Raw genomic sequence first — 15,428 nt, 5'->3', positions numbered from 1 at the left:
GGCGGGTGACCCAGGATCTGCAACTCACGCCAGTCGGATAGAGCTGCTACAACACCGCCGCCGCACATCTTCTACCCGCGCACGGAATCGGCCCATTCACCGAGGCGGCCACGCAAATGCGTCGACGCCCGTGTCGATCTGCTTGGGTGAGCGGTTATCCGCATCGGTCACCATCAGGTGTTTGGTCGAGTCGACGAAGGCGACGATGTCACCCGGCCCCCACACCGGTCCAGGGAGATCCGCCGCAACGTTGGTGACCACCCTGCGGGCCACCGACGAGTGCGCGTCCAGAAACTGAATGGTTTTGGATGATCCGTCCGCACTCGTTTCGGTGAACGCAACCGCGCCGGAGCCGAGCGCCGCGATGTCTCCGTAAAACGATTGCCCCCTGATGAGCGCCGTTGGGGCCGCCGGAGGATTGACGGGGGCACCGCCGGGGCTCGCGAGGAAGTAGATGCCGCCGTCGCGGAGCGTGAACGGGATACCGTCGAACATCTCACCGGATGCGTTGCCATTGGTGAACCAGATCGACTGGCCGGCAACGTCATACGTCACAGAGAAGGCGTTGGTGCCTTTCACCACAGGCGTCGAGGTGGCAGCGACCATGAGGACATTGACGTCGACGGGGGACACGTCGCTGCGTCCGCCCGTCCAGGCGATGTGTTGGCCGTCGGGCGCCCACGCGTAGTTGTCGCCGGCGAACATCTGCTGCTTGTGCGGGATGGGCTCACCGCTCTGAGCGTCCGCGACCATAAGCAGGCCGCCGCCTTCGCCGGCCTCGAGGAAGGCGATCCGGTTCCCGGTGGGGGACCAGTGCGGGCGTACGACCTGCCTGGGCCCGTAGCCGAATTCCGGGTCGCTGAACTTCGGTGGAAGGGCGGACGGGTCGACGAGCCGTCGCGGCGCGCCTACGGGTGCAAGCGTTGGCGAGAGATCGAGAACCCATAGCTCCCCGCCGTAGTCGGCGCTATCCGCCTTGTGGATGAAGGCCACGTGTGCGAGGTCGGGGGACGGCGCCGGCTCCGTATCGGATGGTCCGTCGGTGAGCTTGCGGCCCGGTGTACCGGCGGGGTCGCTGACGTAGAGCGAACCGGCCTTGGTATAGAAGAGAACGCTCCGCGGTCCGGCAGAGGTACTCGGCGACAACGGTTTTGGCGACGTCGCAGGCGGAGCCGGGTGATGAGTGCAACTGGCGACGGAGAGGACCGCGAGCTGCAGCAGAATCCAAGTTGCGGTGGCACGTACGCGCCCGCGATGCACGGTCAAGGTTGCGAGCGCCCTTGATAGTCCCCATCGACGTACTCATCGCAGTGGTCTTTGAAGCAGCATTTCGAATAATAGATTTCGGCGTCGCCGTGCCAAGCGGTGTACGTGCCGGCCGAGGCTGCGCAGTCGCTTTCGATCTGCGGCGCTCTGACCCAGTTGAACAGGCTGGCCGGATACATCTGGCCCTGATATCCGACATAGGCGACACCGAGGAAGTGGTCGGCGTTACGCGTCCACGCCACTGCCCCGTCTCTGACTTGCCAGTCGGAGCCGGTTCCGCGCCCGCATGCGATGAAGCCGTACTGCTTTCCGTTGGATCCGATCACCGCAGTCGGGTCTGATGATTGCTTTCCCGGGCATGTCGCGGGCGCCCATGTGGAAGTCTTCAGGCTGGCGGTGAAGGCGTCATACATCCCGGTGTAATCGCGGAAGAGTGAGTAGGTCGCGTAGGTCGGCCCTCCGGGCAGAGAGTTGTCCCGACAGTCCACCGCGGCCAGCGCACCCGGTGCCTTGGTCGCCGTGCAGGACTCGCTGCTGTAGCCGGCCGGCAGCATTCTCATCAGATCTGCCGAGGGATCTGCGCCGGCTCGTGGGGCCGCACCGAGGGCAGCGACCACTACGGTCACAGCAAAAGACAACGCGCGAAGCATGGAGCTCATGTTCGACCGGTGACGGTGTTGACGCCAGGGACTTTCTGCCCTGACGGCTGCGCCTTTATGCCCTACGCGAGGCGAGAGCACCGGCTTACTTTTGAGCCTCTGACCCTCTTCCTTCAGGAGCAGCTGATGTTTCCCATAGGTGTAGCCCGGTTGGTGCTCGCAACAGTCCTGCTCTGCCCGATCGTCGGCGTAGTAGCCGGCCCCGCGGCGGCCGAACCGCAGACGGCACCCTGCGTCAGCACAGGGGAAGACCCGACCGACGTCATTGGGCCGCCGGGGGCGCCGACAATCAGTTGCGACAGCCAAAAGCAGGCCTGCATGTCGGCCAGTGTGCAGGTAGGCATCTACGGCCAGAGGTATGTGCCGCCCGACGCGGTCGCGCAGTGCATGGAGGCCTATCGGTCCTGTATCGCCGATCAATCAGCGGGATAGGGACACCGAAGCGGACCGTCAGTGGCGGATGGCTCGACGGCGAACCAGTCCGAAGTTGGACCAACAGCACAAGCACCCGGCCAGGACGTGCTCCGTCAGGTTCACCCCGAGCTGTACCACGGACTTGCTTGGCGACCTGCCAGTCACTCACGGCGGGGGCGACCACGCGAACCCGGCGGCCGGGCACGCGCCGATCGAGAGCCGGCAAATCCGGGCTATTCGGCTAGCACCGCCTCTATGGCGCTGATCACCTCGGGCGAGTCCGGCTCGGTCCGCGGCCTGAACCGATTGACTACTTCGCCGCCGGGGGACACCAGGAATTTCTCGAAGTTCCACTGGATGTCGCCCGCCTTTCCATCGGCGTCGGCGGCCTTGGTCAATTCGGCGTAGAGCGGATGACGGTCGTCGCCGTTGACGTCGGTCTTCTCCAGCAACGGGAACGTGATCCCGTAGTTCGTCGAGCAGAACGTCTGAATCTCCGCGGCCGTGCCAGGTTCCTGGCCCATGAACTGATTGCACGGGACGCCGACCACCGTCAGACCCCGGTCGCCATAATCCTCGGCCAGCTTCTCCAGCGCCGCGTACTGCGGAGTGAGACCACACTTGGAGGCGACGTTCACGATCAGCGTTGCCCCGGCGGACAATTCGGCCAGCGTAGCCGGTCTGCCGTCGAGGGTGGTCAGGGCGATGTCTTTGAGGGTCACGCCCACGACGCTAACACTGCTTCCCGTCGTCGAGGCTTCGCACAGCCTTGCCGCATCCGCAGAATTCGCCGCAGCGCGGCCGGCCCATAACCATCCACCGATGCACATTGGTGTTGCAGATTCATTGCCGCGCAGCCGTTTTCCTCTGCTATCGACTTCGGGTCAATGATGCCCCGGTCGATGGCGCGGGCTGGTCCGAAGATGGACCCAGAGCACGAGCACGCCGGCCAGTACGATCCCCACCAAATTGATCCCCAGTTGCGCCGCGGACTGTTCGGCCACCTGCCAGTCGCCCACCGTGGCGGCGACCACCGCAAACCCGGCGGCCGGGACGGTGGTCACCGAGATGAACACACCCACCAGTGCAGCCGATTTCGCCGAGACCAACGACAACATGCCGGCCGCGCCGGCGAACAGCGCGACCACGAACGACAGCGGGCCCACTTGGAAGATGAAGTCCACCTGTTCGAGTTGGCGGATGGTCCCCAGCTTGATCCAGCCCACGGACTCACCGGCCAACACGGCTATCGCCGTGACGACCATGGCCAAAGGGAAACCGACCACCAAGGCCAGGGCCCCCCGCCGCGCGAGGTAGGCGCGGCGCCGCACAATCGCCACCGCGAGGCCGGCAAGTGGCCCGAACTCGGGGCCGACGACCATCGCGCCGACAACCGTGACCGGCGAATCGGTCACCACGCCGACCGCCGCGATCAGGCAGGCCAACGTCAGGAACGTCAGATAGGTGGCGTTGAGCGCGGACTCTTCTCGGGATCTCTCGGCAAGTTCGTCCCAGATGACCGCGTCGGCGGGATCGCCCTCGGCCTCGTTCTCGGCGCGATATGCCGCGATGGACACCACCGTGTCGATCAGGTCGAGCGTGATCGCTCCATCCCGTTTGAGCCCGAGCGCTTTGAGCTCGTCGATGACGACGTTAGCGCTTTCTCGCGCGATGTCGGCGGTGATCTCGTCGCCGCGCGGATCGAGCGCGGCATCGCGGTGCACGACGATATGGGTCACCCCCACCTCGCGGCGAAGAACATCCAGTACCGCATCGCTCGACTTGGCCGGCGCGATAACCCGCAGATGGAGCATTACCGCACATTAGCGGGACCCGTAAGCCCCTGTTCTGGGCCGCGCCGGGAGCGGGTCGGTTCGGCGGGTACGCCGACGGGCTCCGGGGCGTGTGTCGTGCCGGATCCGCCGAGTCTGCCTGGCGCGTCGCACGGGATGCCGCGGGGCCCGGTGAGTGCCACTGATCGTCGCCGAGTTCGCCCACCCGGAGCAGGATCAGCTTGAACCACCGCGGTGATCGCGGGGCTAAATTACCCGCATGCGCATTGCTCGCCTGTTCGGCGTCGTTCTGACCATCCTCACCGCGGTGTTGCTGCTGGCATCTCCCGTCGCGGCTCAACCACCCGCCAAGCTCACCGATCACGTCACCGACAACACCGGGGTGCTGACCGATTCCGCTCGGGCGGCGGTCAACTCGGCAATCGACCGGCTCTACCACGACAGGCACCTGCAACTGTGGGTGGTGTATGTCGACAACTTCTCCAGGTTCAAGCCGGAGAACTGGGCCGAACGAACGCGGGGCGCGACCGGGATGGGCGAGGGTGACGCGCTGCTGGCCGTGGCCACGAATACCAAGCTTTACGCATTCGCCGTGCCGCCGAACGCGGCGGGAATCACGGCAGAGGAGTTGAATACTCTGCAGCGCAAGCAAATCGAACCGGCGGTCGGTGCCAGAGATTGGAGCGGTGCTGCGGTCGCTGCGGCCGAAGGGCTGAACAAACCGGCAACCTCGTCCAAGCGGAACTGGGCGCCGGTCGCGATCGGCGTAGCGGTCGCGCTGGGGGTACTTGTGCTCGTCGTGGTGCTATACCGTCGCCGGCGCCGTCGGCGCGTCGGTAGTCAGAGCCGGGATAACATCGGCGGGGGCGGTCCGTCATTGCCCGGGGCGTTGTCCGCCGCTGAGGCACGGGTGCGCCAGATCTCCGACTACGCCGGCAAGCATCGTCAGCACGTCGGCGCCCAGGCTCAGGCGCTACTGGAAGACGCGAAGCGACATCTGGCGGCGGCGCACGGCAGGCAGACAACCAACGAGCGGGAAGCGATCGCCTATGCCAACAGGGCGTCGACGCTGGCCGCTCAGGCGCAGGAGACGGCGAACGCCGACGTGCGGGCAGCGCACACACCAGGGCCGCGTCGCTCCGCATCCACGCGCTGACCGGCCGGTTGACCCCTGGCTCGCGAGCCGTCAAATCCACTGTTGCAAAAGCATTTTGCAGGATGGTCCGGTTGGTCGAGGGGAGAACGACGCGGCCACTCGGCGCCGCTTTGGCCGACGCCCGGGTCGGTCTGCGATCGCTTCCCGTAGCCTCGACCGAGATGGTTACACGTCAACGAGTTGACCGTTCGCGGCATCATGGCACGTCGATCCGGGCCGCGGCCTGCGGATCGTCACCCCCAAACCGGAGCTCGCTACCGGTCACGGCAAGACGCCGACAGGCCCGGCCGAATACCAATCGTGCCGTGTCAAGCGCGGAACGAAGCTGAGGACCTGACTCATGGCCGCCGCAACAGCCGTGCATTTCTTCCTCGAACTGGCCGTCATTCTCGGAGCGTGCCGTCTGGTGGGCTTTCTGGCCAAGCGCGTGGGACAACCCCAGGTCGTCGGTGAAATGATCGCCGGAGTTCTGCTCGGTCCTTCCCTGCTGGGCCGGTTCGCACCGGAAATTCAGCACCAGTTATTCCCCCCGGGGCAGGCGAACACGGTGCTGTACACCGCGGCACAGATCGGCTTGGTGCTGTACATGTTTCTCATCGGCCTGAATTTCGACGTCAACCTGATCAAACATCGCGCCGGCACCGCCGTCGCGGTCTCGGCGGCAGGAATCATCACGCCGCTCGCACTCGGTGCCCTCATCGCCATGCCTCTGCTGTCGGCAGGGGTGTATTTCGACAAGAGCGTCACACTGGTGATGGCCATGATGTTCCTGGGCGCATCGATCGCAACGACCGCATTTCCGATGCTGGCCCGCATCATTTTCGAGCAGCGGCTCTCCGGAACGCCGTTGGGTACCCTCGCCCTGGCATGCGGCGCGGCCGACGATGCGCTCTCCTGGTGCATTCTCGCAATTGTGCTCGCCATCCACCGCGGTAATCCCGCCGTGGCGGCCACGGCGATAATCGGCGGGATTCTGTACAGCGTGCTGCTACTCACCATCGGTCGAAGGACCCTCAATGCGCTCGGCACGGTCGCCGAGCGGCGGAACACGATCACCGCCCCGGTGCTGAGCACCGTTCTCATTCTGCTCATGGCGTGTGCGTGGTTCACGGATACTATCGGCATTTACGCGATATTCGGTGCCTTCATCCTCGGTGTAGCTATGCCATCCGGCTTTTTTGCCGAGCAACTCACCGACAAACTAGAGCCACTCGTCACCACATTCTTGCTGCCGCTGTTCTTCGTCTATTCGGGGCTCAACACCCAAATCGGCCTGTTGAACACGCCGTCACTCTGGGCGGTCACACTGGGAATTCTCATCGTGTCGATCGCGGGTAAAGGGGTCGCGTGCACGCTGGCTGCGCGGCTCAACAAGGTTCCCATGCGCGAATCCGTGGCGCTTGGATCACTGATGAATGCCCGCGGCCTGATTGAGCTCATTCTGCTCAACATCGGGCTCGAAGCCGGAATCATCACCCCGACACTGTTCACGATCTTGGTCCTGGTCGCCGTCATCACCACCCTGATGGCCACGCCGATTTTTGAATTCGTCTACGGGCGGCACCGGACCGACGAGCCTGCCGCCGGTCCCGAGCAGTCGCCCACCCGTTCGCCAGGCCCTTCCGAACTGACCGCCTGAGCGCGTTTGCGTGGGCACAAGCCGGCCGGCCGCCACCCCGATTGTGCGTCGTCAGCACAGCTCGCACCCATGCCGGAGCCCGATTTCGTGTAACCTGCTTAACTATTGACCATATTCGTCGAACGCACTTGCGGAGGGGGACGAGTGGACGTGCGAGACCAGCTGTCGCAGCTCAGCCCGGAGGCGCGAGTAGCGCTGGCGCAGAAAATAAAGACGCAGCTGGCCGGAGCACACTCCACCGAGGCTGACCACGACGTCGCGATCATCGGGGGCGGTGCAGCGGCCCTCACTTTGGCCTTGGAGATCCGATCGACGCGGCCGCAGACGAGGGTCCTGGTCATCGAACCGAACCCGCACCCGGTCCCGGAGATCACCCACACGGTCGGCGAGTCGACAGTGGAGATCTCGGCGCAGTACCTGCGAGACCGCCTTGGACTGTCCGACCATCTCAATGACGCACAGATCCGCAAGATGGGCCTGCGGATGTTCTTCTCGCGCGAGGGAAATACCGACATCGCGCAACGCCTGGAACTGGGCAGCTCCTCATTCACCGCTCAGGTGACCTACCAAATCGACCGCGGCAGGCTGGAAAACGAACTGTACCGTCGTTGTCTGTCAGCCGGTGCCGAGATTGTCTCCGGCCGTGTCCGATCTGTTCAATTGGGTCGCGATAATCACGCGCACACCATTTCCATTCAAAAAGACAATAACACCATTCACCAGACCGCTCGTTGGGTTGTCGATGCGTCGGGGCGAAATCGGGCGTTGCCTCGGCAATTAGAGCTGAGGCAGCCCAACGAGCACAATTGTAATGCCGTGTGGCTCCGGGTCGCGGCAGAAATCGACATCGGTCAATGGAGCGATGACCCGAGTTGGCAGGCGCGCCTGGTCGAAGGCGATCGGGCGCTGTCGACGAACCATTTGATGGGCGAAGGATATTGGGTCTGGCTTATTCGACTCGCCTCCGGTGCCACCAGCGTCGGTATTGTCGCCGATCCCGCATTCCACAAATTCGACGACTTCAACACTCTCGACAAAGCCAAATCCTGGCTACGCAAGTACGAGCCGCAATGCGCCGCGGTCCTGGCCGAGCTCGACCATCTGATCAAAGACTTCAGAGTGATGAAGAACTACAGCCACGGTGCCAGCAAGGTTTATGACGGCCGCGACCGCTGGTGTATCACCGGGGACGCCGGAATCTTTTTGGATCCGCTGTATTCGTCCGGCCTGGACCTGGTCGCCATCGGTAATGGCCTGATCACCGACATGATCGCCCGCGAACTCGAGGGCGAGAACGTCGTCGCGCGGGCCGGCATCAGTGATTCGCTATTCCGGTCGCTCACCGATATGTGGCTCGCGATTTACTGCAACCAGTACGTGCTGATGGGCTCGCCGGCTGTCATGTCAGCCAAAGTCATCTGGGATATCGCGTTCTACTGGGGTTTTCTGGGACTGCTCTACAGCAATGACCGATTCGTCTCCGTGGCTGACGATCCCGGCGTGGTCCCCCATCTGGAGGGGCTCATCGCGCTCAGCAACCGCATGCAATTGTTCTTCCGGGAATGGGCCGCTGTCGAGGGCGCTCATCCGGCGGCGGGATTTGTGGATTTGTACGCGCCGCTGAACTTCATGGTGACGCTGCACAAGGCGATGATGGGACAAGCCCCCGATTTCGCCGCTCAGTTCGATGCGAACACCCGGCTGCTTCGTCAGGTAGCAGGCCAGTTGGTCGAGGCGGTCATTGCGGCCAAGTGTGAGCGGTTCGCCGAGGACGACGTGATGCGGCAGGTGCAAGCCTGGCAACGGGACGGCTTGCTGCAAGAACTCCGGTCCATCTACCGCCACGAGCAGACGACCAACCCGATCAGCTCAGAGTGGATCGTCAGCCCCGCGCCCGCACTCGAATTCATCTGAGCTGAAGAAGGATTCACCGAAGATGGGGTACGGCCCTACCCTGCGGCGTTGCGGCGGTTACGCCTTCACCGCCGAAATGTGCAATGGTAGGTCACCAACAGCGCTCCTACCGGCGATTCGGCGGCACTCACAACGGGTCGTCAACCGGAAAGGATGAGGATGAGCGCCGAGCAAGGCACTCGAACGCCCTTGGCCATCGTGGGAATCGGCTGCCGATTCCCCGGCGACGCCAACAGTCCGCAAGACTTTTGGAAGTTGCTGTGCAGTGGAACCGACGCCACCCGGGTAGTTCCCGATACGCGCTGGAACGCGGCGAAATACTACGATCCGAATCCGGCCAAGGTCGGCAAGATGGTCACTCGCCGCGGCGGGTTTCTCAGCGAGATCGACAAGTTCGACCCACAGTTCTTCGGCATCTCGCCTCGCGAGGCGAACCTGCTCGACCCGCAGCAACGACTGATGTTGCAGACGACGTGGGAGGCGCTGGAGGATGGCGGGATACCCGCGGACGAGTTGGCCGGTACCGATACCGGCGTATTCATCGGCGGCTTCACTCTCGACTACCAGCTGCTCCAAAATCAGGGCCGCACCAGTCGTTACCGGTTCAAGACGCATTCCGCCACCGGGATGATGATGACGATGCTGGCCAACCGGATCTCGTTCACCTTCGACTTCCGCGGGCCGAGCATGACAGTGGACACCGCATGTTCCAGCTCTCTCGTCGCGGTACACCTTGCAGCGCAGAGCATTTGGAACGGTGAATGCGGTCTCGCGCTGGCCGGCGGGGTCAACATCATGGTGGGGCCCAACACCGCCATCGCGGAATCAAAGAGCGGATTTCTCAGTCCCGACGGCCGGTGCAAGGCCTTCGACGAGTCCGCCGACGGCTACGCGCGTGGAGAGGGCGGCGCTGTCGTCGTCATCAAGCCTCTCGAGAAGGCGCTGTGCGACGGCGACGAAATCTATGCCCAGATCCTCGGCACTGCCGTATCCCAGGACGGCCACACCGACAGCATCACCGTGCCCCGCGAAGAAGCCCAACAGGTGGCGATCACGACAGCCCTGCAGCGGGCGGGCGTCCATCCGCACGAGATCGGTTACGTCGAGGCGCACGGCACCGGAACCCCGGTGGGTGACCCGGTCGAAATGCGGGCGCTCGCCAATGCGCTCGCTGCGGACCGGCCGACGGCAAACCCGCTTTTGATCGGATCGGTCAAGACCAACATCGGTCACCTCGAGGCCGGCGCCGGAGTTGCCGGGCTCATCAAGGCGGCATTGGTGCTCAAGAACGGGCATATCCCGGCGAACCTGCATCTTACGAACCCCAGTGGCCGAATCTCGTTGGCAGAGATGAACATCGACATTCCGCGGGCTGGCCGCGAGTTCCCCGCAAGCGAACGACGACTGGCAGGGGTCAACTCGTTCGGCTTCGGCGGCACCAACGCCCACGTCGTCCTCGCCGAGCCTCCCGCTCCCGTCGCCGCGCCCGGCCGCCAGCATGCTCCGCCCGTGCCGTTGGCCGTCCTACCGATCTCGGCGCGCAACGAAGATGCCTTGTTGGACAGTGCATCCAACCTCGCGCGACACCTCAGCGCCCATCCAGATCTCACGCTGGCGGATCTCGGTTACACGCTGGGCCGCCGGCGCTCGCATCTCAACTATCGCCGTGCCCTGATCGCGAGCAGCGTCGCCGACGCACGCGACCAACTGCAGGCCCTTGCCGATGGCGGGCAGATTGCGGCCAGTCGCACCCACTCCACCGCGCCGAAGCTGGCCTTCGTCTGCACCGGCATGGGTCCCCAGTGGTGGAAGATGTGCCGGGGGCTGCTCGACGTCTACCCGGCTTTCACCGACAGCATCCGGCGAACCGATCGCGAGCTATCCCACTACACCGACTGGTCTTTGCTCGAGGAACTTCGAGCCGACGAGACCCGCTCCCGGATGGCCGAGACTGCAATTGCGCAACCCGCCAACTTCGCCATCCAGATAGCACTGGCGGAGCAGTTCGAGCAATGGGGCATCAGACCGGACGCGGTGATCGGGCACAGCGCCGGTGAGGTGGCCGCGCATTACCTCGCCGGTCTGCTGACTTTCGAACAAGCCGTTCAGGTGATCTACCACCGGAGTCGGCTGCAACAACGCACCAGCGGAATGGGCCGAATGCTCGCGGTCGGGCTTGGCGCCGACTCGCTGATGCAGAACCTCGACGACAAAGCACGCGATGAAATCGGCCGGCGGGTTTCCATCGCGGCGATCAACAGTCCCTCAGCGGTGACGATCGCCGGCGACACCGACGTCCTGGAAGACATTGCGGGCCAGCTGGACGAAGCCCAGATCTTCAACCGGTTCCTCAGTGTGCAGGTTCCGTACCACACCCATTACATGGACGCGGTGAAAGAAGACCTCGGCGACGCCCTGCAGGGACTGTCGTCGAGCGCGGCGAGCATCCAGCTGTACTCCACGGTCACCGGTGAGCGCTTGCAGGGATACACGGCCGGGGCTGCCTACTGGTGGCAAAACACCCGCGCTACAGTCCTTTTCGAACCCGCCGCGCGACGCATGCTCGAAGACGGATACACCCACTTCGTCGAGCTGGGCCCGCACCCTGTGCTCGCGTCCGCGATCGCCGAGATCGCCGCAACCCAGCCGGCGGACCACAAGGCCGAGGCCGTAGTCCTGGCGGCCCAACGACGCGATGACGACGATAGTCGTACGCTGATGAATTGCGTTGGCGCACTGTACTGTCACGGTTACGGCATCGCGTGGGAGGCGTTCTACCCCCGCGGGCAGGCGCGGATGGTGCAGCTTCCCACCTACCCATGGCAGTCCAAGCGCTTCTGGAACGAAACCCAGGAAGCGGTCGAGGACTTGCATTACAACCCGGTGCATCCGTTGTTGGGACAACCGGTAACAGCGGTGCACCCCACGTGGGAAGTCGAGTTGAGCACCGTCGTCGCGCCTTTTCTCGCCGATCACCGGGTGCAGGGCAGCACAATCGTGCCCGGTGCGGTTTTCATCGAGGTGGCCCTGGCGGCAGCGAGGGAAACCTACGGATCAGCCGACCACTGCGTTGACAACCTGATATTGAAACGGGCCGTCATCCTCGACGAAACCTGTGATCCCGTCCTGCGGACCACGCTTAACCAGGACACGGGCACCCTGGAGTTCTCCACCTTTACGGCAACGGCCGACGGCGACCTCAAGTGGACCATCACCGCCACCGCGGAACTCAACACGCGGCCACGGTCGCCCGAAACCGACTGCCGCGAGACCCACCAAGATGCCGAGCTGGTCACCACCCTCAGCGGGGACGATTTCTATGCCCGCACCCAAGCCATCGGGTTCGCTTACGGCGAGGCGTTCCAGTCCGTCGGCAAGCTGACATCGGGGGACGGTTGGGCGGTGGGTCAACTGACCGTTCCGGCCCCGATCGCCGCCGAGTTGGACCTATACCGATTTCATCCGGCGCTGATAGACGGCGCATTCCAGACATTGTTCGGCGCAAGCGTCGCCGGGCAGGACGCAGACGACAGCCCGTATCTTCCGACCAGGATCGGCCGCAGCTCCATCTACGGTGCGCCCCAGGCGAATATGACGGCGCAGGTGCGGGTCGTGTCGGCCACCAGGGAACAGATCGAGTGCGACATCACCATCACCGACGGTGTTGGCGAGCCACTGGCCGTATTCAACGGCTTCACGGTGCAATCCCTCAGCGCATCATCTCGCCTGTCGCCCGAGCGGATCGACAAGGGGCTCTACGAGATTCAATGGGTGGCAAGTGAAGACGTCGAGCCGGATCAGCATGTGGACTCGCCGTCAACCGAGCACCGGTCCTGGCTCGTCCTGGTCGACGGCTCCGGTGTCGGCACCGCTGTCGCCGAACGGCTCCGCGAGCGCGGGCAGCGTGTCAAGACGGTGACCCACCAATCCGTGTCTGCAGTAACCGAAGTCGACGATGGGTACGCAGTCGACCCAGGGCAGCCAGAGCAGCTCCGCCGACTGTTCGCTGCACACGTGGAACAGGAAGGTGACCTCACCGGCGTCATCGACTGCTGGCCGCTGGACGTCACAGGCGCCCGCGCCACCGATTACCGAGTTGGCGTTTTCGCGATCCTCCAGCTGGCCAAGGCCCTGGCGGATCAAGACGGTGCCCCATCACGCCTCTACTTGGTAACGGGCAACGCGCAACCGGCACCGGGCACCGGAACGCTCGCTGTCGACCAGGCCGCAGTCTGGGGTCTCGGCCGGGTGATCGGGCACCAGGAGTTCGCCAACCAATGGGGCGGTCTTGTCGACATCGACCCCGCGGACGATCGGGAACAGACGGTAGCGCGAATCTGCGAGTACATCCTCGACGAGCAGACCGAGGACCAGATCGCCATCCGCGGCCGTACCACCTATGTCCCGCGTCTTCGCTTGTGTAGCAGACTGACCAGGCCCTTTCCCACCAAGCTCACCCCTGGCGCAACCTATGTCGTCACCGGGGGAGCGGGTGCGCTCGGCCGCACTGTGGCCGGTTACCTTGCACAACGAGGGGCGCGACACATCGCGCTGTGGAGCCGAACCGAGGTTCCGCCGAGAAGCCGTTGGTCGTCGGTCACCAAGGACAGCGCGCACTATGCCACCGTGAAGACGATACGAGAGATCGAACGACTCGGCGCTGAAGTCATCACCGCCAGCGTCGATGTCACCGACGTCGAGCAGGTGAAGTCGTGGCTGGACAATCACGTGAGCGAAACCGGCCGGCCGGTCCGCGGCATCGTCCATGCCGCGGGCTGCGTCGACGACCAGCTCTTGGTGAACATGAGCGAGGCCGATTTCGCAAAGGTGATGGCGCCCAAGGTCATCGGTACTCGCGCGCTGCACGAGGCATTCGATGGTAGCGATCTGGAGTTCTTCGTCCTGTTCGGGTCCGCCGGTTCGGTCATCGCCTCCCCGGGTCAGGGCAACTATGCCGCCGCCAACGCGTTTCTCGACGCGTTCGCCCACCACCGGCAAGCCCACGGACTGCCCGCTCTTGCCATCGGTTGGGGGCCATGGTCGGTGGGCATGGTCGAAGAACTCAAGCTGGAAAAGCTCTACGCGCAGCGGGGAATCGAGCTGATCACGCCCGCGGCGGGGGCCCGCATTCTGGACCGGCTGATCAACCAGAAGGCGGCCAATGTCATTGCTATCAGCGCCGATTGGCGGCGAGCCCGCAGTGTGGGGCTCGGTGGAAAGCTGCCGCCGATGTTCTCGGAACTGGGGACCGCCGAAACGTCGCTGGAGGGCGCCGATTCCGAAACGTCTATCCGTGAACTGCTCTCGGGTATCGCGGAAGCCGGCAGGTTCGACGTGGTCGTGCAGCATGTTCGCCAGATCGCTTCCGCCGTCTTCGATCTCGCCGCCAGCGATATCGGCGTGGACGACACCCTGAATGACATCGGCCTGGACTCCATGATGGCGATGGATTTCAGAGTGCGGCTCAACACGATGTTCGTGATCGATCTTCCGGTGCTCGAACTGCTCAGAGGGGTCAGCGTCAACTCACTCGCCGCGCGCATCCTCGGTGAGCTCCGGCTACCGGGTACCGAAGCGGCCGCGGCCACCGATCCGCCCGCTGGACCCGACGTAGTCGACAACGACGTCGAGCGGCTACTCGAACAGCTGTCCGAGGCCGAACTGCTGGAGATGTTGGCCGAACTCGAAACTGGGCCCACCGAAGAAACCCCAGGCGCGTCCTCATGACCTCGGTGGACCAGGCGTCGGTGGTCCACGTCCGCGGTCTGTCCAAGGCCTACGGCCAGATTCAGGCGGTGCAAGATCTGGATCTCGACGTCGGCTACGGCGAGATCTTCGCGATCCTCGGGCCGAACGGCGCCGGCAAGTCGACGACCATCGAAGTCCTCGAGGGTCACCGCCGGCGCGATGCCGGAGACGTACGCGTGCTCGGCGAAGATCCCGGCAAGGCGGGCAGATCCTGGCGCGCAAAGATCGGCATCGTGCTGCAGGAGGCCAGCGACTTCGGCATGCTGACCGTTTCGGAGACCATGCACATGTTCGCGAAGTGCTATGCGAAGGCACGAATTCCGCAGGAAGTGCTCGAACTCGTCGGGCTCGGCGCGGTTTCCGGTTCGAAAGTTCGAACGTTGTCCGGTGGGCAACGACGTCGACTCGATGTCGCCCTGGGGATCATCGCCATGCCGCAAGTGCTGTTCTTGGACGAGCCGACCACCGGATTCGATCCAGAAGCCCGGCGACAGTTCTGGGATCTGATCAGACTCCTGGCAATCGACGGCACGACCATTCTGCTCACCACTCACTACCTGGAAGAAGCCGCCACGCTGGCCGACCGGGTGGCAGTCATCGCCGAGGGCAGGGTAGTCGCCATCGACTCACCGGCGCGGTTGACCGAGCATGTGAACTCAGCGGCTACGGTCCGGTGGATGGAGGGAGACGAGGTCCACGTCGAGCAGACGGATCACCCGACCGACTTGATCAGGAAGCGGTCGCAGGACGGGGGGGAACTGAGTCAGCTGACGGTTACCCGACCGTCGCTGGAAGACGCCTATTTGCAGTTGATCGGCCGTGCGTGATGTCTGTTGACC

Annotated in this window: 10 protein-coding genes; 6 read left to right on the top strand and 4 right to left on the bottom strand. The window is 64.1% G+C overall.

What is annotated here, in order from left to right; translation table 11 throughout:
• Positions 1-96 precede the first annotated feature (96 nt).
• Both AC5Y7D_RS01700 and AC5Y7D_RS01695 read right to left on the bottom strand, forming a co-directional pair.
• Entirely contained in the window at positions 97-1,146 is a 1,050-nt protein-coding gene (locus AC5Y7D_RS01700) for a TolB family protein (RefSeq protein WP_499920844.1), read from the bottom strand.
• A gap of 116 nt (positions 1,147-1,262) precedes the next feature.
• Positions 1,263-1,820, bottom strand: coding sequence for a hypothetical protein (locus tag AC5Y7D_RS01695; protein WP_499920843.1), 558 nt, complete (start codon positions 1,818-1,820; stop codon positions 1,263-1,265).
• Between the two features lie 231 nt (positions 1,821-2,051).
• On the opposite strand from AC5Y7D_RS01695, the gene AC5Y7D_RS01690 reads away from it, so the two are divergent.
• The gene (locus AC5Y7D_RS01690; protein WP_499920842.1) at positions 2,052-2,357 is read left to right on the top strand and encodes a hypothetical protein; all 306 of its coding nucleotides are present in this window, start codon (positions 2,052-2,054) and stop codon (positions 2,355-2,357) included.
• A 215-nt stretch (positions 2,358-2,572) separates the two neighbouring features.
• Here the strand turns inward: AC5Y7D_RS01690 and AC5Y7D_RS01685 are convergent, their stop codons facing one another.
• Positions 2,573-3,061 carry a glutathione peroxidase gene (locus AC5Y7D_RS01685; RefSeq protein ID WP_499920841.1) on the bottom strand — a complete coding sequence of 163 codons (489 nt, stop codon included), beginning with the start codon at positions 3,059-3,061 and terminating at the stop codon, positions 2,573-2,575.
• 162 nt (positions 3,062-3,223) lie between these two features.
• Positions 3,224-4,153 (bottom strand): DUF389 domain-containing protein, encoded by a 930-nt coding sequence (locus tag AC5Y7D_RS01680; RefSeq protein WP_499920840.1) that lies wholly within the window; start codon positions 4,151-4,153, stop codon positions 3,224-3,226.
• A 238-nt stretch (positions 4,154-4,391) separates the two neighbouring features.
• On the opposite strand from AC5Y7D_RS01680, the gene AC5Y7D_RS01675 reads away from it, so the two are divergent.
• The 5 genes from AC5Y7D_RS01675 to AC5Y7D_RS01655 all read left to right on the top strand — a co-directional run bounded on the left by AC5Y7D_RS01675 (position 4,392) and on the right by AC5Y7D_RS01655 (position 15,416).
• Positions 4,392-5,288 (top strand): TPM domain-containing protein, encoded by an 897-nt coding sequence (locus tag AC5Y7D_RS01675; protein ID WP_499920839.1) that lies wholly within the window; start codon positions 4,392-4,394, stop codon positions 5,286-5,288.
• Positions 5,289-5,628: 340 nt separating this feature from the next.
• Complete coding sequence (locus AC5Y7D_RS01670; RefSeq protein WP_499920838.1) at positions 5,629-6,927, top strand: cation:proton antiporter; 1,299 nt, start codon at positions 5,629-5,631, stop codon at positions 6,925-6,927.
• Between the two features lie 144 nt (positions 6,928-7,071).
• On the top strand, positions 7,072-8,841 hold the full coding sequence (locus tag AC5Y7D_RS01665; protein WP_499920968.1) for an NAD(P)/FAD-dependent oxidoreductase: 1,770 nt from the start codon (positions 7,072-7,074) through the stop codon (positions 8,839-8,841).
• 159 nt (positions 8,842-9,000) lie between these two features.
• Positions 9,001-14,568, top strand: coding sequence for a type I polyketide synthase (locus AC5Y7D_RS01660; protein WP_499920837.1), 5,568 nt, complete (start codon positions 9,001-9,003; stop codon positions 14,566-14,568).
• Positions 14,565-15,416 carry an ABC transporter ATP-binding protein gene (locus AC5Y7D_RS01655; RefSeq protein WP_499920836.1) on the top strand — a complete coding sequence of 284 codons (852 nt, stop codon included), beginning with the start codon at positions 14,565-14,567 and terminating at the stop codon, positions 15,414-15,416. Before AC5Y7D_RS01660 ends, AC5Y7D_RS01655 begins: the two co-directional genes overlap by 4 nt.
• Positions 15,417-15,428: the final 12 nt, after the last annotated feature.

The sequence above is a fragment of the Mycobacterium sp. NGS49 genome (genome assembly GCF_059812565.1).
Note: the sequence above shows the minus strand (reverse complement) of the source record. Positions and strands in the feature narration are given on the sequence as shown.

Coding starts and splice junctions, on each gene's coding strand:
- AC5Y7D_RS01670 (WP_499920838.1), top strand. CDS start 5,629: ATGGCCGCCGCAACAGCCGTGCATTTCTTCCTCGAACTGGCCGTCATT.
- AC5Y7D_RS01675 (WP_499920839.1), top strand. CDS start 4,392: ATGCGCATTGCTCGCCTGTTCGGCGTCGTTCTGACCATCCTCACCGCG.
- AC5Y7D_RS01680 (WP_499920840.1), bottom strand. CDS start 4,153: ATGCTCCATCTGCGGGTTATCGCGCCGGCCAAGTCGAGCGATGCGGTA.
- AC5Y7D_RS01690 (WP_499920842.1), top strand. CDS start 2,052: ATGTTTCCCATAGGTGTAGCCCGGTTGGTGCTCGCAACAGTCCTGCTC.
- AC5Y7D_RS01655 (WP_499920836.1), top strand. CDS start 14,565: ATGACCTCGGTGGACCAGGCGTCGGTGGTCCACGTCCGCGGTCTGTCC.
- AC5Y7D_RS01695 (WP_499920843.1), bottom strand. CDS start 1,820: ATGCTGCCGGCCGGCTACAGCAGCGAGTCCTGCACGGCGACCAAGGCA.
- AC5Y7D_RS01660 (WP_499920837.1), top strand. CDS start 9,001: ATGAGCGCCGAGCAAGGCACTCGAACGCCCTTGGCCATCGTGGGAATC.